At 69.0% G+C, this 20,651-nt stretch carries 17 protein-coding genes and 1 pseudogene; 16 read left to right on the plus strand and 2 right to left on the minus strand.

Annotation, left to right across the window (positions count from 1 at the left end):
* Positions 1 to 71 precede the first annotated feature (71 nt).
* The 7 genes from KIT53_RS15335 to KIT53_RS15365 are packed head-to-tail and all read left to right on the plus strand — an operon-like array spanning position 72 to position 8,964.
* Positions 72 to 1,802 (plus strand): AMP-binding protein, encoded by a 1,731-nt coding sequence (locus KIT53_RS15335; protein ID WP_297754154.1) that lies wholly within the window; start codon positions 72 to 74, stop codon positions 1,800 to 1,802.
* 26 nt (positions 1,803 to 1,828) lie between these two features.
* Positions 1,829 to 3,451 (plus strand): carboxyl transferase domain-containing protein, encoded by a 1,623-nt coding sequence (locus KIT53_RS15340; RefSeq protein WP_297754156.1) that lies wholly within the window; start codon positions 1,829 to 1,831, stop codon positions 3,449 to 3,451.
* A gap of 4 nt (positions 3,452 to 3,455) precedes the next feature.
* The gene (locus tag KIT53_RS15345; protein ID WP_297754159.1) at positions 3,456 to 4,592 is read left to right on the plus strand and encodes an acyl-CoA dehydrogenase family protein; all 1,137 of its coding nucleotides are present in this window, start codon (positions 3,456 to 3,458) and stop codon (positions 4,590 to 4,592) included.
* 2 nt (positions 4,593 to 4,594) lie between these two features.
* On the plus strand, positions 4,595 to 5,380 hold the full coding sequence (locus KIT53_RS15350) for an enoyl-CoA hydratase/isomerase family protein (RefSeq protein ID WP_297754161.1): 786 nt from the start codon (positions 4,595 to 4,597) through the stop codon (positions 5,378 to 5,380).
* Positions 5,380 to 6,000 (plus strand): DUF4126 domain-containing protein, encoded by a 621-nt coding sequence (locus KIT53_RS15355; RefSeq protein ID WP_297754164.1) that lies wholly within the window; start codon positions 5,380 to 5,382, stop codon positions 5,998 to 6,000. The genes KIT53_RS15350 and KIT53_RS15355 overlap by 1 nt, the downstream gene beginning before the upstream one ends.
* Positions 6,000 to 8,021, plus strand: a complete 2,022-nt coding sequence (locus tag KIT53_RS15360) for a biotin carboxylase N-terminal domain-containing protein (RefSeq protein ID WP_297754167.1) — start codon at positions 6,000 to 6,002, stop codon at positions 8,019 to 8,021. Before KIT53_RS15355 ends, KIT53_RS15360 begins: the two co-directional genes overlap by 1 nt.
* Before the next feature lie 22 nt (positions 8,022 to 8,043).
* Positions 8,044 to 8,964 carry a glyoxylate/hydroxypyruvate reductase A gene (locus tag KIT53_RS15365; RefSeq protein WP_297754170.1) on the plus strand — a complete coding sequence of 307 codons (921 nt, stop codon included), beginning with the start codon at positions 8,044 to 8,046 and terminating at the stop codon, positions 8,962 to 8,964.
* A 22-nt stretch (positions 8,965 to 8,986) separates the two neighbouring features.
* On the opposite strand, the gene KIT53_RS15370 is transcribed toward KIT53_RS15365, so the two are convergent.
* Positions 8,987 to 9,478, minus strand: a complete 492-nt coding sequence (locus KIT53_RS15370) for a cupin domain-containing protein (RefSeq protein WP_297754173.1) — start codon at positions 9,476 to 9,478, stop codon at positions 8,987 to 8,989.
* A 128-nt stretch (positions 9,479 to 9,606) separates the two neighbouring features.
* On the opposite strand from KIT53_RS15370, the gene KIT53_RS15375 reads away from it, so the two are divergent.
* From KIT53_RS15375 to KIT53_RS15410, 8 genes are all read left to right on the plus strand, one after another.
* Positions 9,607 to 10,515, plus strand: coding sequence for a hydroxymethylglutaryl-CoA lyase (locus tag KIT53_RS15375; protein WP_297754177.1), 909 nt, complete (start codon positions 9,607 to 9,609; stop codon positions 10,513 to 10,515).
* A gap of 17 nt (positions 10,516 to 10,532) precedes the next feature.
* On the plus strand, positions 10,533 to 11,183 hold the full coding sequence (locus KIT53_RS15380; protein ID WP_297754180.1) for a LysE family transporter: 651 nt from the start codon (positions 10,533 to 10,535) through the stop codon (positions 11,181 to 11,183).
* 98 nt (positions 11,184 to 11,281) lie between these two features.
* Positions 11,282 to 11,848 carry a hypothetical protein gene (locus tag KIT53_RS15385; RefSeq protein WP_297754183.1) on the plus strand — a complete coding sequence of 189 codons (567 nt, stop codon included), beginning with the start codon at positions 11,282 to 11,284 and terminating at the stop codon, positions 11,846 to 11,848.
* Between the two features lie 17 nt (positions 11,849 to 11,865).
* Entirely contained in the window at positions 11,866 to 12,552 is a 687-nt protein-coding gene (locus KIT53_RS15390; protein ID WP_297754187.1) for a hypothetical protein, read from the plus strand.
* 18 nt (positions 12,553 to 12,570) lie between these two features.
* Positions 12,571 to 13,086 (plus strand): YbaK/EbsC family protein, encoded by a 516-nt coding sequence (locus tag KIT53_RS15395; RefSeq protein WP_297754190.1) that lies wholly within the window; start codon positions 12,571 to 12,573, stop codon positions 13,084 to 13,086.
* Positions 13,087 to 13,090: 4 nt separating this feature from the next.
* On the plus strand, positions 13,091 to 13,336 hold the full coding sequence (locus KIT53_RS15400; protein WP_297754192.1) for a DUF1289 domain-containing protein: 246 nt from the start codon (positions 13,091 to 13,093) through the stop codon (positions 13,334 to 13,336).
* A gap of 23 nt (positions 13,337 to 13,359) precedes the next feature.
* On the plus strand, positions 13,360 to 14,034 hold the full coding sequence (locus tag KIT53_RS15405) for a 2-hydroxychromene-2-carboxylate isomerase (RefSeq protein WP_297754273.1): 675 nt from the start codon (positions 13,360 to 13,362) through the stop codon (positions 14,032 to 14,034).
* 68 nt (positions 14,035 to 14,102) lie between these two features.
* Positions 14,103 to 14,540: a universal stress protein gene (locus tag KIT53_RS15410; RefSeq protein ID WP_297754194.1), complete on the plus strand. Its 438-nt coding sequence runs from the start codon at positions 14,103 to 14,105 to the stop codon at positions 14,538 to 14,540.
* 211 nt (positions 14,541 to 14,751) lie between these two features.
* Here KIT53_RS15410 and KIT53_RS15415 read toward each other — a convergent pair whose 3' ends face one another.
* Complete coding sequence (locus tag KIT53_RS15415) at positions 14,752 to 15,891, minus strand: ABC transporter substrate-binding protein (RefSeq protein WP_297754197.1); 1,140 nt, start codon at positions 15,889 to 15,891, stop codon at positions 14,752 to 14,754.
* A 171-nt stretch (positions 15,892 to 16,062) separates the two neighbouring features.
* On the opposite strand from KIT53_RS15415, the pseudogene KIT53_RS15420 reads away from it, so the two are divergent.
* Positions 16,063 to 20,421, plus strand: a pseudogene (locus tag KIT53_RS15420) (excinuclease ABC subunit A); the annotation flags it as partial.
* Between the last annotated feature and the right edge of the window lie 230 nt (positions 20,422 to 20,651).

Here is a 20,651-nt window from a genome sequence, read left to right on the forward strand (position 1 = left end):
TGCCCCCGTCTGTGCTCCTATGCTTGTGCGCTGGCCGCATCCCACAAAAAGCCTTGCAGGAGACAGCATCCATGAGCACCGCGTCCTCCACCGCGCCGCTGGCGCGCAGCCACAGCGCCGGCCCGACCTCCGTGCCGCTGATCGAACAGACCATCGGCGCGCATTTCGATGCGGTGGTGGCCGCGCAGCCGGAGCACGAGGCCCTGGTCAGCGTGCACCAGGGGCGGCGCTACACCTACCGCGCGCTGCAGCAGGAAGCCAACCGCCTGGCCAGTGCCTTGCTGCGCCTGGGCCTGTCGCCCGGTGACCGGGTGGGCATCTGGTCGCACAACAACGCCGAATGGGTGCTGATGCAACTGGCCACAGCCAAGGCCGGGCTGGTGCTGGTCAACATCAACCCGGCCTACCGCACCAGCGAGGTGGAGTACGCCCTCAACAAGGTGGGCTGCCGTCTGCTGGTGACCATGGCGCGTTTCAAGACCAGCGACTACCTGGGCATGCTGCGCGAACTGGCGCCGGAGTGGGCCACCGGCCAGCCCGGCCGCCTGCAGGCGAAACAGCTGCCGCACCTGCGCACCGTGGTCTGGATCGACGGACCCGGCGATGCCGCGGACCTCGACACCGCAGGCCTGCTGCGCTTCTCCGAGCTGCTGGCCCAGGGCGATGCGGCGGACCCGCGCGTGGCGGGTCTGGCGGGCACGCTGCGCGCCACCGACCCGATCAACATCCAGTTCACCAGCGGCACCACCGGCTTTCCCAAGGGCGCCACGCTGACCCACCGCAACATCCTCAACAACGGCTTCTTCATCGGCGAGTGCATGAAGCTCACGCCGGCCGACCGCCTGTGCATTCCCGTGCCGCTGTACCACTGCTTCGGCATGGTGCTGGGCAATCTGGCCTGTTTCACGCATGGCGCGACCGTGGTCTACCCGAACGACGGCTTCGACCCCCTCACCGTGCTCCAGACCGTGCAGGACGAGCGCTGCACCGGGCTGCATGGCGTGCCGACCATGTTCATCGCCGAGCTGGACCACCCGCGCTTTGCCGAGTTCGACCTCTCCACGCTGCGCACCGGCATCATGGCCGGCTCGCCCTGCCCGATCGAGGTGATGAAGCGCGTGGTCAGCGACATGCACATGCGCGAAGTGACGATTGCCTACGGCATGACCGAGACCAGCCCGGTGAGCTGCCAGAGCAGCACCGACACGCCGCTGGACCGGCGCGTGTCCACGGTGGGCGTGGTGCAGCCGCACCTGGAGGTGAAGGTGATCGACCCCGAGAGCGGCCAGACGGTGGCGCCCGGCGCATCGGGTGAACTGTGCACCCGCGGCTACTCGGTGATGCACGGCTACTGGGACGACGAGGCCAAGACGCGCGAGGCCATCGACGCCGACGGGTGGATGCACACCGGCGACCTCGCAACCATGGACGCCGAAGGCTACGTGAACATCGTCGGCCGCATCAAGGACATGGTGATCCGCGGCGGCGAGAACATCTACCCGCGCGAGATCGAGGAGTTTCTCTACCGCCACCCCGCCGTGCAGGACGTGCAGGTGGTCGGCGTGCCCGACACGCGTTACGGTGAGGAGCTCTGCGCCTGGATCGTCGTCAAGCCGGGACAGACGCTGACAGAGGCCACCGTGCGCGAGTTCTGCCAGGGGCGCATTGCCCACTACAAGGTGCCGCGCCACATCCGCTTCGTCGACGGCTTCCCCATGACCGTGACCGGCAAGATCCAGAAATTCCGCATCCGCGAGGCCATGAAGGAAGAGCTTGGCCTCACGGAGTCCCGTACCGCCTGAACAACCGTTTTGCGAAAGCACGCCGCATGACCGTCATCGAATCCCAGCTCAACGCCCGCTCCGCGGACTTCCAGGCCAACGCCCGTGCCATGCAGGCCATGGTCGACGATCTCAAGGCCCAGATCGCCAAGGCCGCGCTCGGCGGCGGCGAGGCCGCCCGCGCCAAGCACACGGCGCGCGGCAAGCTGCTGCCGCGTGAGCGCGTGCAGATGCTGCTCGACCCGGGCACGCCGTTCCTGGAACTCAGCCCCCTGGCCGCGCTCAACATGTACCCCGACCGCGACGGCACCGACAGCGCGCCCTGCGCTGGCGTGATCGCCGGCATCGGCCGTGTCAGCGGCGTGGACTGCATGATCGTCTGCAACGACGCCACGGTGAAGGGGGGCACCTACTACCCGATGACGGTGAAGAAGCACCTGCGGGCGCAGGAGGTGGCGCAGCAGAACAACCTCACCTGCATCTACCTGGTGGACTCGGGCGGTGCCAACCTGCCCAACCAGGACGACGTGTTCCCCGACCGCGAGCATTTCGGCCGCATCTTCTACAACCAGGCCAACATGAGCGCGCAGGGCATCGCCCAGATCGCCGTCGTCATGGGGTCCTGCACCGCAGGGGGCGCCTACGTCCCCGCGATGAGCGACGAGACCATCATCGTCAAGAACCAGGGGACCATCTTCCTGGGCGGCCCCCCGCTGGTGAAGGCCGCGATTGGCGAAGTGGTGAGCGCGGAAGACCTCGGTGGTGGCGATGTGCACACACGGCTCTCCGGCGTGGCCGATCACCTGGCGCAGAACGATGCCCACGCCATCGCGCTGGCGCGCCAGGCCGTGGCCACGCTCAACCGCCGCAAGCTCGCCACGCAGGCGCTGCGCGAGCCGCGTGCGCCGCTGTACGACCCGGCGAGTGTCTACGGCGTGATCCCGGTCGACACGCGCAAGCCCTACGACGTGCGCGAGATCATCGCCCGCATCGTCGATGGCAGCGAGTTCCACGAGTTCAAGGCGCGCTACGGAGCCACACTGGTCTGCGGCTTCGCCCACATCGAAGGCATGCCCATCGGCATCGTCGCCAACAACGGCGTGCTGTTCTCCGAAAGCGCCCAGAAGGGCGCGCACTTCATCGAGCTGTGCTGCCAGCGCAAGGTGCCGCTGCTGTTCCTGCAGAACATCACCGGCTTCATGGTCGGCCGCAAGTACGAGAACGAGGGCATCGCCCGCCACGGCGCCAAGATGGTCACCGCGGTGGCCACCGCCAGCGTGCCCAAGTTCACCATCATCATCGGCGGCAGCTACGGGGCCGGCAACTACGGTATGTGTGGCCGCGCCTACAGCCCGCGCTTCCTCTGGATGTGGCCCAACGCGCGCATCAGCGTGATGGGCGGTGAGCAGGCGGCCAGTGTGCTGGCCACCGTGCGCCGCGACGGCATCGAGTCCAAGGGCGGCGCCTGGAGTGCCGAGGAAGAGGCCGCGTTCAAGCAGCCGCTGCTGGACCAGTTCGCCCACCAGTCCCACCCCTACTACGCCAGTGCCCGCCTGTGGGACGACGGCGTGATCGACCCCGCCGATACGCGCCGGGTGCTGGGCCTGGCCCTCTCGGCCGCGCTCAACACGCCGATCGGCGAGCCGAAGTTCGGCGTGTTCCGGATGTGACGCCATGCCCGCCACCATCTACGACAACCCCGACCATGAGCTGCTGCGCGAGCAGGTGGCGCGCTTCCTGGCGCGCGAGGTCGAGCCGCATGCGGCCGCCTGGGAGGATGCCGGCATGGTGCCGCGGGAGGTGCTGCGCCGCATGGGCCAGGCGGGCCTGCTCGGCCTGATGTTCGAGGGCGCCTACGGCGGCGGGGACGCCGACGCGTTGACCAACCTGGTGTTTGCCGAGGCCTTGTCGCAATCCACCTTCGCTGGCTTCGTCATCACCGTGCTGGTCCACACCGACATGGCCGGTCCGCACCTGCACCACGCGGGCAGCGCGGCGCAGAAGGCCAGGTACTTGCCGCGCGTGACGGCCGGCGACATGGTCACGGCGGTCGGCATCACCGAACCGGGGGCCGGTTCCGACGTGGCGGGCATCCGCACCAGTGCCAGACAGGAGGGCGACGCCTGGGTGCTCAACGGCACCAAGATGTTCATCACCAACGGCGTGCACGCCGACCTGTACTTCATCGCCGCCAAGACCGGCAGCGCACGCCACGACGTGACCATGTTCATCGTCGAGAAAGGCACGCCCGGTTTCAGCGTGGGCCGCGCGCTGCACAAGACCGGCTGGCTGTCGTCGGACACGGCGGAGCTGGTGCTCGACAACGTGCGCTTGCCTCAGGCGAACGTGCTGGGCGAGGTGGGCAAGGGCTTCTATTCGGTGATGAAGAACTTCCAGACCGAGCGCATCGCGCTCGCCGCCATGGCCGTGGGCCACTGCACCCAGGCGCTGCGGCTGACGCTGGACCATGTGCGCCAGCGCCAGGCCTTCGGCGCCACGCTGTGGGACAAGCAGGCGATCCGCCAGCGCATCGCCATGCTGGACGCCAAGACGCGCGCGGCGCGGCAGTTCATGTACCACTGCGCCTGGAGCGTCACGCAGGGCAAGGACATCGTGCAGGAGGTCTCCATGCTCAAGGCGCTCACCGGCGAACTGGTCAACGAGGTGGTGCAGAACTGCCAGCAGTTTCATGGCGGCATGGGCTTCATCCGCGAGACCGCCATCGAGCGCCTGTGGCGCGACGCGCGGGTGCTGTCCATCGGTGGCGGTGCCACCGAAGTCATGCTCGAAGAAGTGGCCAAGAGGTACTGAAGATGAGTGACGTTCTTGATGTGTCCCGCCCGACGCCACACGTGGCGCGCGTCTGGCTCAACCGACCCGAGGTGCGCAACGCGTTCAACGACGACGTGATTGCCGCGCTCACCGCCACCTTCGAGGCGCTGGCGCAGGACCAGGACCTGCGCGTGGTGGTGCTGGGGGCACACGGCAAGGCCTTCTGCGCGGGCGCCGACCTGAACTGGATGAAGGCCATGGCCGGCTACGACTGGGCGCAGAACCGCGCGGACGCGCAGAAGCTGGCCGACATGCTGTGGACGCTGGACCAGTGCCCGGTGCCGGTGGTCGGCCGCATCCAGGGCGACTGCTACGCCGGTGGCATGGGGCTGGCGGCGGTCTGCGACGTGCTGGTGGCCGCGGACCACGCGACCTTCTGCCTGTCCGAAGCGCGGCTGGGGTTGCTGCCCGCCACCATCAGCCCCTATGTGGCGCGGGCCCTGGGCGTGCAGGCCTCGCGCCGCTACATGGTCACGGCCGAGCGCTTCAGCGCCGCGCAAGCCCACGCCATGGGCATGGTGCACGAGCTCGCCACGGCCGAGACGCTGGATGCCCGGGTGGACGACATCGTCGCCACGCTGGTGAACAACGGGCCGGCCGCGGTGCGCGCCTGCAAGGCCCTGGTGCGCGACGTGGCGGACCAGCCCATCACCGCCGAACTGCGCTCAGAAACCGCGCGCCGCATCGCCGACGTCCGCGCCAGCGACGAGGGCCGCGAAGGCCTGGCCTCGTTCCTGAACAAGCGCGCGCCGAACTGGTTGCCCTGATGGACGCGGCGCTGCAATCCCTGGGAACGCCCGAACTGCTGGCGCTGGCCGCCGCGCTCGGCTGGTCCAGCGGCTTGCGCCTGTACCTGGCGGTGTTCGCCACCGGGCTGGCCGGCTGGCTGGGCTGGATCGACCTGCCGCCGGGCTTGCAGGTGCTTCAGCACCCGGCCCTGCTGGGCGCCAGCGGCTTCATGCTGTTCGTCGAGTTCTTTGCCGACAAGATCCCCTATGTCGACTCGCTCTGGGACATCGTGCACAGCGTGGTGCGCGTGCCCGCCGGAGCCGCGCTGGCCGCCGGAGCGCTCGGCGCCGACAGCGCCACCATGGCCCTGGTGGCCGCGCTCATGGGCGGCACCCTGGCCGCCACCAGCCAGGCCGCCAAGACCAGCACGCGCGCGGCGGTCAATGCTTCGCCGGAGCCGTTCAGCAACCTGGGTGTCAGCCTGCTGGAAGACGGCCTCGTCGTCGGCGCGCTCTGGCTGGCCACGCAGCACCCGCTGCTGTTCGCGGTGCTGCTGGTGTTCATGGTGCTGGCCATGTGGGCCCTCACCTGGTTCCTGTTCCGTTTCCTGCGCGCGGCCTGGCGCCGCGTCTTCCCTGCCTTGCCAAAGGAAAGCTGATGTTCTCCAAGATCCTGATCGCCAACCGTGGCGAAATCGCCTGCCGCGTGGCGGCCACCGCGCGCCGCATGGGCGTGAAGACCGTCGCCGTCTATTCCGACGCCGATGCCCGCGCCAAGCACGTGGCGGCTTGCGACGAAGCGGTGCACATCGGGGGCTCCGCGCCCAAGGACAGTTACCTCCAATGGGAGCGCATCATCGCCGCCGCGCAGGCCACGGGCGCGCAGGCCATCCACCCGGGCTATGGCTTCCTGAGCGAGAACGAGGCCTTCGCCGACGCCTGTGCGAAAGCCGGCCTGGTGTTCATCGGCCCGCCCTCTTCTGCCATCGAGGCCATGGGCCTGAAGGCCGAGTCCAAGCGCCTGATGGAAACGGCCGGCGTGCCCCTGGTGCCCGGCTACCACGGCGCGGACCAGGACCCTGCGCTGCTGCAGCGCGAGGCCGACCGCATCGGTTACCCGGCGCTCATCAAGGCCAGTGCAGGCGGCGGCGGCAAGGGCATGCGCGTGGTGGAGAAGAGCGAAGACTTCGCGGCCGCGCTGGCGAGCTGCCAGCGCGAGGCGCGCAACAGCTTCGGCAGCGACGCGGTGCTGATCGAGAAGTACGTGCAACGCCCGCGCCACATCGAGATCCAGGTGTTCGGCGATGCGCATGGCGAGTGCGTCTACCTGTTCGAGCGCGACTGTTCGGTGCAGCGCCGCCACCAGAAGGTGCTGGAAGAAGCCCCGGCGCCGGGGATGACGCCCGAGCTGCGCGCCCGCATGGGCCAGGCCGCCGTGGCGGCGGCCAAGGCCGTGAACTACGTGGGCGCCGGCACGGTGGAGTTCATCGTCGAGCAACCTCAGGGCTACGACCACCCCGAGGCGATGCGCTTCTACTTCATGGAAATGAACACCCGCCTGCAGGTGGAACACCCGGTCACCGAGGCCATCACCGGGCTGGACCTGGTGGAGTGGCAACTGCGCGTGGCCAGCGGCGAACCCTTGCCCCTGCGGCAGGAGGAACTGCGCATCCAGGGCCATGCCATCGAGGCGCGCATCTGTGCCGAGACGCCGGACAACAACTTTCTGCCAGCCACCGGCACGCTGGCGATCTACCGCAAGCCCGCCTGCACCAGCTTCGAGCGCGGCACGGTGCGCGTGGACGACGGAGTGCGCGAGGGCGACACGATCAGCCCGTTCTACGACTCCATGGTGGCCAAGCTCATCGTGCACGGCGCCACCCGCGCCGAAGCGCTGGCGCGGCTGGATGCTGCCCTGGCCGAGACCCGCATCGTCGGCCTGTCCACCAACGTGCAGTTCCTGCGCCATGTGGCCCATAGCCGGGCCTTTGCGCAGGCGCAGCTGGACACCGCGCTGATCCCGCGCGAGGCCGCGGCGTTGTTCCACCAGGACAAGGTGGGCCTGCCGCTGGCGGTGGCCGCGGCCGTGGCGCAGACGCTGGTGGGCGAGCGCGCCAGCGAGACCGCCGATCCGTTCTCGCGCCGCGACGGCTGGCGTTCGCACGGGCTCACGGTCCGGCGCTTCGACTTCGAGTACCTGGGCCATGCGCAGCAGGCGCAGCTCACCTACCTGCACGACGGCGCACTGCTGCTCGCCGTGGGTGATGTGCAGTCGCCGCTGGTGTTCGATGCGCTGCCCGCCGACAGCGGCACCCGCATGGACCTGCGCTTTGCCGGCCAGCGCCAGACCGTGCAGACCTGGCAGACGCAGGAGACGGTGCACGTGTTCTGCGCGCTGGGCGCCACGCAGATCGTGGAGATCGACGCGCTGGCCCACGCCGGCGAGGCCGCCGCCGAAGGCGGGCGCCTCACGGCGCCCATGCCGGGCAAGGTGGTGTCGTTCGCGGTCAAGGCGGGCGACGCGGTTCGGAAAGGCCAGGCGCTGGCGGTGATGGAGGCGATGAAGATGGAGCACACCATCGCCGCGCCGGCCGATGGCACCGTGGCCGAGCTGCTCTACGCACCCGGGGACCAGGTGGCCGAAGGCGCCGAGCTGCTCAAGCTGCAGACCGCGGCCTGAACGGCTGCGGTAGGCTCGGCGCATGCACGTCCTGTTCTGCTGCGCCGATACCCGCCCCGAACCCTGGCTGGAGGGCCTGCGCGCGGCGCTGCCGGGCGCCACGGTCAGCGAATGGCGTCCCGGCGCACCGCAGGCCGACCATGCGGTGGTATGGTCTCCGCCCCAGCGCTTCCTGGACGAGCAGCCCGCGCTCCAGGCCATGTTCAACATCGGCGCGGGCGTGGACGCGCTGCTGCGCCTGCGGCTGCCGCCGGGCGTGCGCGTGGTGCGCCTGAACGATGCCGGCATGTCGGTGCAGATGGCGGAGTACGTCTGCCACGCGGTGATCCGCCACTTCCGTGAGTTCGCCGCCTACGGCGCCGATGCCCGCGAGGGCCGCTGGACCTTGCGCAAGCCCCGCCCGCGTGCGGACTTTCCCGTCGGCGTGATGGGCCTGGGTGTGCTGGGTGAACGTGTGGCACGGGCATTGCACCTGTTCGAGTTCCCGGTCCATGGCTGGAGCCGCTCGCCGCGCGCGCTCGATGGCGTGGTGTGCCATGCGGGCACCGAGGGTTTCGATGCCTTCCTGGGTGAATGCCGCGTGCTCGTGAACCTGCTGCCGCTGACGCCGCAGACGCAGGACATCCTCAACCGCCGGACGCTCTCGCGCCTGCGCGAGGGCGCCTACCTGGTCAATGTGGCGCGTGGCGCGCACCTGGTGGACGAGGACCTGCTGGCCCTGCTGGACGGTGGCCACATGGCCGGTGCGACGCTGGATGTGTTCCGCACCGAGCCGCTGCCAGCGGAGCATCCCTTCTGGCGTCATCCGAACATCACGGTCACGCCCCACATCTCGGCCCGCACCCTGCGCGATGAGAGCATCGCCCAGATCGCCGGCAAGATCCAGGCGCTGGCGCGCGGCGAGCGCGTGGACGGCGAGGTGGACCCGCAGCGCGGGTATTGAAGAGAAGAAAAAGCGTCAGGCGTTACAGCAGGCGGTGCGGCTCGCCCGCGTGCTGCCGCAAGGCCGCGCGCAGGTCCGCGTCGTCGCGGCCGAAACAGAAATCCGCGAACTCGAACCCCGGTCCGACCGTGGCGCCCACGTAGGCCAGGGGGCCCAGCGGTTCGGCCGCCTGCCACCAGTGGGCCGGCACCACGTGGCGCGGCGCATGGCCGGCGGCGTCCACGGGCGCGAGGTCCACATGCCAGAGGGCCGACAGGTCGGGCGGCACCAGCCACAGGCGCAGCGGGCCGCCCTCCAGCAGGTGCCAGGCCTCGTCCGAGGCCACGCGGTGCCAGGCCGAGAACTGGCCCGCTTCCAGCAGGAAGTCGATGCTGGTCAGTGCGCTGCGCGCCGAGCGACCGTCCGCCGGTTGCACCGCGCGGGGCGAACGGAACAGCTCGCGGAAGTGGCCGCCCTCGGGGTGGGGCTGCAGTTGCAGGGCTTGCCGCAGGGCCTGGGCGCGTTCGGGTGTCATGCGCGGAATCATAGAGGCAGGGAATCCACGGACAAGGCCGCAGGCTGGCACGATTCGATACCCGTTTGGCCGATGCGGTGCCGCCCGATGCGGTACCCTTCCCGGCTTTGGCCACCCGAGTTCCCGCCATGAAGCTCCCCCCCCGTGTCCAGCTCATCGACGTCGGCCCGCGCGACGGCCTGCAGAACGAGAAGCAGCCGGTGCCGGCCGCCGTCAAGATCGAGCTGGTGCAGCGCCTGCAGGCGGCCGGCCTGCGCGAGATCGAGGTCACCAGCTACGTGAGCCCCAAGTGGGTGCCGCAGATGGCCGACAACCACGAGGTCATGGCCGGCATCCACCGCCAGGGCGGCGTGCGCTACTCGGTGCTCACGCCCAACCTCAAGGGCTACGAGGCCGCCGTGGCCGACCGGCCCGACGAGATCGTGGTCTTCGGCGCCGCCAGCGAGGCCTTCAGCCAGAAGAACATCAACTGCTCCATCGCCGAGAGCATCGAGCGCTTCGTGCCCGTGGTGGCGGCGGCGCGTGCCGCCGGCATCCGGGTGCGCGGCGCCATGAGCTGCACCGTGGGCTGTCCCTACGAGGGCGACATCGCCCCCGAACGCGTGGGCTACCTCGCCGGTCTCATGAAGGGCATAGGCGTGCAGCGCGTGGACGTGGCCGACACCATCGGCGTGGGCACGCCGCGCAAGGTGCAGGCCGCCCTGGAGGCCACGCTGGCGCATTTCGGCCTGGACGAGGTCTCGGGCCATTTCCACGACACCTATGGACAGGCCCTGTCCAATACGCTGGCCGCGCTGGAGCTGGGCATCTGGAACTTCCAGTCGTCCGTGGCCGGGCTGGGCGGTTGCCCTTACGCCAAGGGCGCCACCGGCAACGTGGCCACCGAGGACGTGGTCTACCTGCTCAACGGCATGGGGATCGACACCGGCATCGACCTCGACGCCCTGGTCGATGCCGGTGCCTACATCAGTGAACAACTCGGCCGGCCCACCGGCTCCCGCGTCGGTCGCGCGCTGCTGGCCAGGCGCGCCGGCTGAAGCGCAAGGAGACACACATGGCATGGCAAGTCTGGATCGCGTATTTCGTGGCCTCCTGGGCCATCGCGCTCTCGCCCGGTTCCGGGGCGGTGCTGTCGATGACGCATGGCCTGGCCTATGGCGTGAAGAAGACCAGCGTCACCATCGCCGGCCTGCAACTGGGCCTGTCGGTGATCCTGCTGGTGGCCGGGGTGGGCGTGGGCGCGCTGCTGCTCGCCTCGGCAACGGCCTTCACCGTGGTCAAGTTCGCTGGCGCGGGCTACCTGATCTGGCTGGGCCTGCGGCAATGGCGCGCCTCGGTGGCCGAGGGGCCCGCCCCGGCCGGCGCCGATGGCACGCCCGCCCGGCCGCGGATGCCCTCGGCGCGAGAACGCCTCGCCACCGGCTTCCTGACCAACGTGACCAACCCCAAAGGGATCGTTTTCATGGTCGCGGTGCTGCCCCAGTTCATCGACCCGCATAGGCCCCTGTGGCTGCAACTGCTGATCCTGCTGGTCACCACCATCGCGGTGGACCTGATCGTCATGCATGGCTATGCCTTCCTGGCCTCGCGCGCGCAGCGCTGGCTGGCCACGGCCCGGGCACGCCGTGCGCAGAACCGCGTGTTCGGGGGCGTGCTCATGGCCATGGGCGCGAGCCTGCTGATGGTCAAGCGGGCGGCGGCTTGAGTTCATCCTCTCTCAGAGTATGCAATATGCATATTGCATACTCTGAGAGAGGATGGCAAAATGTTGACGCAAATTTGCAATTTGCATATTGCAGAAACATGGCATCAACATCCATCAAGGCCCGGTTGGGCCACGCCCAGTGGTCGCTCAAACCGCAGGATCTTGCCGTGGCGTTCAAACTCGCCAGCCTGGCGGGCTACTGGCCGGGCTATGCAGAACTGGCGCGGGCCATGCACTTGTCTGCCTTCGAGGCGCACGCCTGTGTGTCGCGCTTGGGCGCGGCGCGTCTGCTGACAGAGGTCGGTGCAGGTCCTGTTCTGGTGATGCCGGCGTTCAAGCCGTTGCTGCTGCAGGGTGCTCCCTACTTTTTTCCTCCAGTGAGGGATGGGGTGACCATGGGCTTTCCCACGGCGTACGGGGTCGAGCCACTCAAGTCCAAGGTGCTGTTCGCCGACGAGTTGCCGCCGGTGTGGCCGCATGAAGACGGTGTCACGCGCGGTGTCGGCCTGTTGCCTCTGTACCCCAGGCTGCCGCTGGCCGCCTTGGACGACGCGGAGCTGTACGAATGGCTGGCCCTGTTCGATGCCTTGCGGATTGGTCAGGCGCGCGAGCGCGAGATGGCACGCGGGCTGCTGGAGGAGCGCCTCTCGAAAAGCGGCTCATGATTGACCCGAATCTGGCCATGCTTGAACTGGTGGTCCATGCTCTGGGGCCGGTGTGTCGTGAGGTGGTTTTTGTGGGGGGCTGTGCCACGGGGCTGTTGCTCACGAGGGAACGCCCGGAGCGCATCCGTGTCACCGAAGACGTTGACGTCGTCGCGCATGCACTGACCGCGCAGGAATACCACGCGGTTGAGCAGCGCCTGCGCGCCCGTGGTTTTCGCAACGACTTGAGGCCAGGTGCCCCGATCTGCCGTTGGGTGGTCCGGAATGTGACGGTGGATGTGATGCCCACGGAGAAAGGCATTCTGGGGTTCTCGAACCGGTGGTACCCGCTGGCCATCGCCACCGCGCAAGACCGGATGCTGCCTTCGGGGGGCTCGATCCGCTTGATCTCGGGACCGGCTTTCGTGGCCACCAAGCTGGAGGCGTTCAAGGACCGTGGCCGCGATGCGTCCGGCCAGCCGGACTATCTGGGCAGCCATGACCTGGAAGACATCATCACGGTGGTGGATCGCAGGTCAGAATTGCTGGATGAATGCCGAGTGGCGCCCGATGACCTGCGGCGGTACCTGTCGCAGTCCTTTGCCGTATTGCTGCGCACCCCGGATTTCGTGACCTCACTGGCTGGGCATCTGCCGGGGGACGCTTTCAGCCAGAGGCGGCTTGGCGGGCTGCGGGACACGCTTCAAGCCCTGAGCAACATTTGAGCACTACCATTACTTCCCATGTGCGGCAGCGAACTCCACCCCTTTCCCGAGACCGTGCAGCGCGTGGCGCGTGCCCTGCAGGATGCCGGCCACCCGCATGCGCCCGCGATGCTCGACGACGCGGCGCGCACCGCCCAGCAGGCGGCGGATGCCCTGGGCGTCGCGCTGGGCCAGATCGCCAAGAGCATCATCTTCCGGCGCAAGAGCGACGACGCCGCGGTGCTGGTCATCACCTCCGGGGACCTGCGCGTGGACGAGAAGCGGGTGCAGGCCCTGGTGTGCGGTGACGGCGTGAAGCTGGGCCGCGCGGACGCGGACTTCGTCAAGGCGCGCACCGGGTTTTCCATTGGTGGGGTCTCGCCACTGGCGCATGCCGTGCCACCGGTGGCGCTGATCGACGCCCAGCTCTTCCGTTTTGACGAGATCTGGGCCGCCGCCGGCCACCCCCATGCGGTGTTTCGCCTCACACCAGCGCAGTTGCAGGCGCTGACCGGTGCGCCGGTGCACGACGTCACCGTGCCGCCGCAGGCCTGAAGCCATGAGCGCGCTGCCCCCGCCCGAAGTGACCCTGCGCGCCGCGCGCCGCCGTACCGGCCTGGCGCCGGGCGTGCCCTCGCCCTGCATCTCGGTCTGCCAGATGGACGCCGCCAGCGGCTGGTGCAAGGGGTGCTTTCGCACACTGGAAGAGATCGCCGGCTGGAGCCGCGCCAGCGACGCGGACAAGCTGCTGGTCTGGCAGCAGATCGAAGCCCGGCAGCAAGACGACCGGAGCACCGCCCCATGAACCCGATCCTAGGCAGCGCTCCGTTGCGCGACATCACCTTCCACTACGACCCGGTATCGCCCTACGCCTACCTCGCGTTCGAGCGCCTGCCCGAGGTTCTCTTGGGCCACAGCGTGCAGGTGCACTACAAGCCGGTGCTGTTCGCGGCCCTGCTCAAGTCCCATGGTCAGCTCGGTCCGGCGGAGATCCCGTCAAAGCGCGACTGGACCTACCGCCAGGTGGCCTGGCTGGGACACCACCACGGTGTGCCGCTGGAGATGCCGGCGGCGCACCCCTTCAACCCGCTGGCGCTGCTGCGCCTGGGCCTGGCCTGCGCGACGGACGATGCGCCCGGCGAGACCAGCCGCTACGTGACCGAACAGTTGTTCCACCACGTCTGGCGTGGCGGGCAGGACGCCGCTGACCCCGCGCGGCTGGCCACGCTGCAGGTGGTGCTGCAGGACCACATGGCGCAGCGCGGAAAGGCCTGGCAGGCAGCCGATGGCGAGACGGTGAAGCAGCGTCTTCGCGCCAACACCGACGAAGCCCTGGCGCTGGGCCTGTTTGGTGTGCCCGCCCTCGTGGTGGACGGCCGCATTTTCTGGGGGCAGGATGCCCTGCCCATGCTGCGCGCCTATCTCGATGGCGATGCCTGGTTCCAGAGCGGTGCATGGGAAGCGGTGCCGCACACGCGCATCGGCGTCACCCGGGGCCGTTAAGATGGACCTGCGCCTTACCGGGCGCATGTTTTCTTCCGTTGACGACAACCAGACCAAGGAGATCTGCCATGTTCAAGAAGATCCTTCTGCCCACCGACGGCTCCACCCTCGCCGTGCAGGCCACGCGGACCGCGGTGCAACTGGCCAAGAGCCAGAACGCACAGATCGTGGGGGTGTACGTGATCGACCCGTTTCCCTACATCGGCATCGGCGACGCTTCTGCCGTCGGCCTGCAGGCCTACCTGACCGAAGCCAAGAGCGCCGCCGGCCAGGCCCTGGACGCCGTGCGCCTGGCCTGCGCCGCCGATGGCGTGCCCTTCGCGGGCGACACCATCGAGCGCAACGTGGTGTACGAAGGCATCATCGAAACCGCCGAAGCCGAAGGCTGCGACCTCATCGTCATGGGCTCGCACGGCCGCCAGGGCGTCAAGGCCCTCATTCTGGGCAGCGTGGCGCAGAAGGTGTTGACGCACGCGAAGGTGCCGGTGCTGATCGTGAAGAGTTGACCCCCCCGCGTCGCCTGCGGCGCCACCCCCCCAAGGGGGGGCAACGCCTGCGGCCCGGCAAAGCCGGTTCCTCGGTGTCTCTTGGTTCGGTCATTGCTCTCCGGAGAGGAGGGGCTTCAACTCAGAAACGCCGCGGAACCGGCTTTGCCGGGCCGCAGGCGTTGCCCCCCCTTGGGGGGGTGGCGCCGCAGGCGACGCGGGGGGGGCTTCTCTACCTGCGGAATTTTCCGGATGCGTCGATGATGGAGAGGTCCGCGAAGTCCAGGCCGGTGCGGTTGTTCGGGCCGTAGCTGACGGTCAGGCCGCCGAGGTCGTAGTTGCGCAGGTTCTCCAGAGCGTCGCGCAGTGTCACCGGTGTGGGGTTGGGGCCGGCGCGGCGCAGGCCTTCGGTCAGCACCTTGGCGGCGGCGTAGCCTTCCATCATGGCGGGTGAGACGCCGTCCAGTCCCTTGGCCTTGGCGAAGTCCTGGGCTTCCTTGATCAAGGGGTAGGCCACCGAGCGTTCGTTGGGAAAGACCTGCGTCACGATCACGCCGCGCGCGTGTTCGCCCAGCAGCTTGATGAAGCCTTCGGAGGCGTTGTTGGACAGCGTGACCACCTGCGCGCGCGAGCCCGCCGCGCGCAGCGCTTTCACGGCGTTGGCGGTGTTGCCGGCCGAACCGAACACGATCACGGCCTGGGCGTTGCTGGCCTGGGTGCGCTGGGCGAGCTCGGCGAACTCGGGTTTGTCGCGCGGAAACTTCTCGTGCAGCACCGGTTTCTGCCGGACCTTGTCGAAGCCCTTGAGCGCGCCGGCGGCGGAGTCGGCGCCAAAGGAGTCGTCGGTCTGTAGCATGGCCACGCGCGTGATGCCGATGCTGGCCAGATGCTCGATGGCCTTGGCCGCCTCGCGCTGGTAGGTGGCGCGCACGTTGAAGACCCAGGGGTTGACCGGCTCATGCAGCACCATGGCGCCTGTGCTCGGTCCTACCAGCGGTACCTTGAACTCGGCCAGCAGCGGCAGCAGCGCCTCGCTGTGCGGGGTGCCCCGGTTCAGGAACAGGGCCAGCACTTTTTGCTGGGTGACGAGCTGCCGTGCCACCTCCACCGTGACCTTGGGGTCGAACTTGTCGTCGACCGCCACCAGCTCGATCTTCTGGCCGTTGACGCCACCACGGCCATTGATGGTGTCGAAGTACAGCTTGGCGCCAGCGTGGTTCTCCTTCACACCCGCGGCGACCGACCCCGAGAAGCCGGACGGCATGCCGATGCGCAGTTGCGCATGGGCCGTCGCGCAGGCGAAGGCGAGGACGCAGGACCATCCCAGGACGGTCAGGGTGCGGGTGAGACGCAGGTGGGCCAGTTTCGTCATGGGTCAGGTGTCTCCAGGGGGGCAAGTGCCCGGGCCGCAGCCAGGGCGGGCATTGTGGGTATGGGCAGCGCGGCGGCAAGGCCAGGGAGGGCTCCTTAGAATCTTCGGGTCCTGTTCTGGAGCCCCTGCATGTCCGACGCCATTCTGCCCACCGCCACGTCCACGGCCGCGATTTCAACCGCGGCCGGCGCCGAAGGGGAGGGTGGCCCGACGGAAGGCGGCAGCGGGCTGATCCGCATACGAGGTGCGCGCCAGCACAACCTCAAGAACCTGAACCTGGACATCCGCACCGGCGAACTGACCGTGGTCACCGGGCCCAGCGGTTCGGGCAAGTCCAGCCTGGTGTTCGACACCCTGTTCGCCGAAGGCCAGCGGCGCTATGTGGAGACCTTCAGCGCTTACGCGCGCCAGTTTCTGGACCGCATGGACAAGCCGGCGGTGGACCGGGTGGAGGGGGTTCCGCCCGCCATCGCGATCGACCAGACCAACCCGGTGCGCAGCTCCCGCTCCACCGTGGGCACCATGACGGAACTCAACGACCACCTCAAGCTGCTGTTCGCGCGCGGTGCCGAGCTGTTCGACCGCGAGACCGCGTTGCCGGTGCGGCACGACACGCCCGAGAGCATCCACGCGGAGCTGAGGCGGCGCAGCGAAGCCCAGGGCGATCCGCGCCTGGTGCTCACCTTTCCGGTTGAGCTGCCGGCCGACACCACGGCCGACGAAGTGGCGCAATGGCTGTCGGCCAGTGGCTACACCCGCGTGCAGGCCGAGCGCATCGTGCAGCGCGAGGTGAGCGAAGAGGCCCCGGCCAAAGGCAAAAAGGCGCGGCCCGTGATCGAAGCGGTGAAGGTGCTCGATGTGGTGGCCGATCGCTTCCGCATCGGTGCGGCAGAGCCGGCCCGCGTGGTGGAGGCCATCGAGGTGGGCTTGAAGCGCGGCGCCGGGCGGCTGATGGTGTACGCCATCAAGGACGAGGAAGAGCCTGAGATCTGGCGCTTCTCGACCGGCCTGCACTGCCCGGAGAGCGACATCCGCTACTCGGAGCCCACGCCATCCATGTTCTCGTTCAACTCCGCCGTGGGCGCCTGCGAGACCTGCCGGGGGTTCGGCCGCGTGATCGGGGTGGACTATGGACTGGTGATCCCCAACGACAAGCTGACGTTGCGCGCCGGTGCGATCAAGGTGTTCCAGACGCCTGCATGGAAGGAGTGCCAGGATGACCTGATGCGCCACGCCGAAGCCGCCGGCATTCCGCGCGACACACCCTGGGCCAAGCTCACGCCCGAGCAGCAGGCCTGGGTGAAGAACGGCGCGCCGCAGTGGAACGGCAAATGGAACCAGCACTGGTACGGCGTGGGCCGCTTCTTCGAGTACCTGGAGAGCAAGGCCTACAAGATGCACATCCGCGTGCTGCTGTCCAAGTACCGCAGCTACACCGAGTGCCCGAGCTGCCGGGGCGCGCGTCTCAAGAACGACAGCCTGCTCTGGCGTGTGGGTACCCAGGCCCAGGCGGACGCCGTGTTGGTGCCGGCCCGGCGCGCGCTGCCACCGGGCGTGTCCTGGAGCCGGGCGCAGCTTGAGGCCCTGCCGGGCCTGTGCCTGCACGATCTGATGCTGCTGCCGCTGCACCGCCTGCGCGGCTTCTTCGAGTCCTTGTCGGAAACGCTGGCGCCGTCCGGCGCGGACGCCGCGTCCGCCGGCCAGGCGCAGGCCCTGCGCCTGCTGCTGGACGAAATCAACACCCGCGTGCGCTACCTCTGCGCCGTGGGCATCGGCTACCTGACACTGGACCGGCAGAGCCGCACGCTCAGCGGCGGTGAGGTGCAGCGGATCAACCTCACCACGGCGCTGGGCACCTCGCTGGTCAACACGCTGTTCGTGCTGGACGAGCCCAGCATCGGCCTGCACCCGCGCGACATGGCGCGCATCAACGACGCCATGCTGCGCCTGCGCGATGCCGGCAACACGCTGGTGGTGGTGGAGCACGATCCGGCCGTCATGCTGGCGGCCGACCGCCTGATCGACATGGGCCCAGGCCCCGGCGAGCGCGGTGGGCAGATCGTGTTCGACGGCACGCCCGAGGCCATCCGCTCGGCCGACACGCTGACCGGCGCCTACCTGGGTGCGCGCAAGACCGTGGGCATGGGCTTCAAGCGCATGGTCACCGACAACACGCCGCGCCTCATCCTGGAAGGCGCGCGTGAGCACAACCTGAAGGGCGTGTCGGTGGAATTTCCGCTGCAGCGCCTGGTGGTGGTGACCGGTGTCTCCGGTTCCGGCAAATCGAGCCTGATCCAGGACGTGCTCGCGCCCGCGCTGCTGCGCCACTTTGGCAAGTCCACCGAAAGCCCGGGCGCGCACGACCGCCTGCTCGGCGCGGACCACCTGAGCGAGGTGGTCTTCGTCGACCAGTCTCCGATCGGCAAGACCGCGCGCTCCAACCCGGTGAGCTACGTCGGCGCCTGGGACGCGATCCGCGCGCTGTTCGCCGATGCGCCGCTGGCGCGTCAGCGCGGCTACACGCCAGCCAAGTTCAGCTTCAACAGTGGCGATGGCCGCTGCCCCACCTGCGGCGGCTCGGGCTTCGAGCACGTGGAGATGCAATTCCTCTCCGACGTCTACCTGCGCTGCCCGGACTGCGATGGGCAGCGCTACCGCCCCGAGATCCTGGAGGTGAAGATCACCCGGACACTCCCTGCCCGAGCCGAGTCCAGCCCCGCCCGCGCTGAGTCCAGCCCCGTCCGCGCTGAGTCCAGCCCCGTCCGCGCTGAGTCCAGTCCCGTTCGGGCTGAGCTTGTCGAAGCCCATGCCCACGCGCTAGCGAGCCCTTCAAAAGGTCCGGCCCGCATGGTGAGCATGAACGTGGCCGACGTGCTGGACCTCACCGTGAGCGAAGCCGCCGCGCTGTTTGCCAGCGACCGCGATGTCATCCGCGCGCTGCAGCCCATCGTGGACGTGGGGCTGGAGTACGTGAAGCTGGGCCAGCCCGTGCCGACGCTCTCCGGCGGCGAGGCGCAGCGCCTGAAGCTCGCCGGCTTCCTGGCTGAGGCGGCCCGGACCGCCAGCGCCAGCCGCCAGCCGGTCTCTCGCAAGGGCACGCTGTTCCTGTTCGACGAGCCCACCACCGGCCTGCACTTCGACGACATCGCCAAGCTGATGCGCTCCCTGCGCAAGCTGCTCGACGCGGGCCACTCGCTGATCGTGATCGAACACAACCTGGATGTGATCCGTGCCGCCGACTGGCTGATCGACCTCGGTCCCGAAGGCGGTGACGAGGGAGGCCTGGTGGTGGTCGAGGGGCCGCCCGAAGCGGTCCGCGAACACCCCGCCAGCCACACCGCGCTGGCCCTGCGCGAGTACGCACAGGCCATGGGCGAGGTGCACGAGGTGCGGGAAGCCGGGCATCGGGCGTCGGGCGCCGAGCGGGAGAGCCGGGTGTCTGCTGGCTCGACGCCCCATGCGCAGCGCTCAGCCGCCATACAGATCGTCAACGCCAAGGAGCACAACCTCAAGCACCTGAGCGTGGACATCCCGCGTGGGCGGTTCAACGTCATCTCCGGTGTGAGCGGGTCGGGCAAGTCCACGCTGGCCTTCGATATCCTGTTCAACGAAGGGCAGCGGCGTTACCTGGAGAGCCTGAACGCCTACGCGCGCAGCATCGTGCAGCCGGCGGGCCGACCCGAGGTGGACGCGGTCTATGGCATACCGCCCACGGTGGCGATCGAGCAGCGGCTCTCGCGCGGCGGCCGCAAGAGCACCGTGGGCACCACCACCGAGGTCTGGCACTTTCTGCGCCTGCTGTACGTGAAGCTGGGCACGCAGCACTGCGTGCACGACGGCGCCGCGGTCATGCCGCAGAGCGCCGACAGCATCGCTGCGGCCATCCTTGCCCGCTACAAGGGCGTGCACGTGGGCCTGCTGGCGCCGCTGGTGGTCAACCGCAAAGGCGTCTACACCGAACTGGCCGACTGGGCGCGCCCGCGTGGCTACACGCACCTGCGCGTGGACGGCGAGTTCCTGCCCACCACCGGCTTCCCTCGCATCGACCGCTTCAAGGAGCACACCATCGAACTCCCGGTGGCGGACTTCGTGGTCAGCGCCGACCAGGAGGCGGAACTGCGTCGCCAGCTCGACAAGGCGCTGGACATCGGCAAAGGGGTGGTGCACCTGCTCACGCCACTGGACGGACTGGCGCAAGCGCTGGCCGACGGTGCGTCCACCCGCGACCTCGGCCGCCTGGAGGTGTTCTCCACCACGCGCGCCTGCCCGGTCTGCGCCACCAGCTACCCCGAACTCGACCCGCGCCTGTTCTCCTACAACAGCAAGCACGGCTGGTGTCCTGACTGCGTGGGTACGGGCGTGCGGCTCTCGCGAGAGCAGCGCAAGGCGCTGGACGATTCGGTGCGCGACGACAACGAGCGTGGCCGCGAGCAGAGCTTTGCCGAGCCCGAACTCGACGATGTCGCCGACGAGGTCTGCCCGACCTGCGAGGGCACCCGCCTCAACGCCCAGGCGCGCGCCGTGCGTTTCGGTGGCGTCGGCATCACCGACGTGGCACGCCTGTCGGTGAGCGAGGTGCGTGCTTGGGTGCGGGGGTTGATGAGCCCCCACGCTCCGCCGCTGCGCGGGTCGCTGCCCCCCGAGGGGGCTGACCCCGCCTTGGGGCGGCCCGGCGGCGGGGTCGGTGGCCCCCACGCTCCGCCGCTGCGCGGGTCGCTGCCCCCCGAGGGGGCTGACCCCGTCTTGGGGCGGCCCGGCGG

Source organism: Hydrogenophaga sp. (assembly GCF_026125785.1).
Lineage (GTDB): Bacteria > Pseudomonadota > Gammaproteobacteria > Burkholderiales > Burkholderiaceae_C > Hydrogenophaga.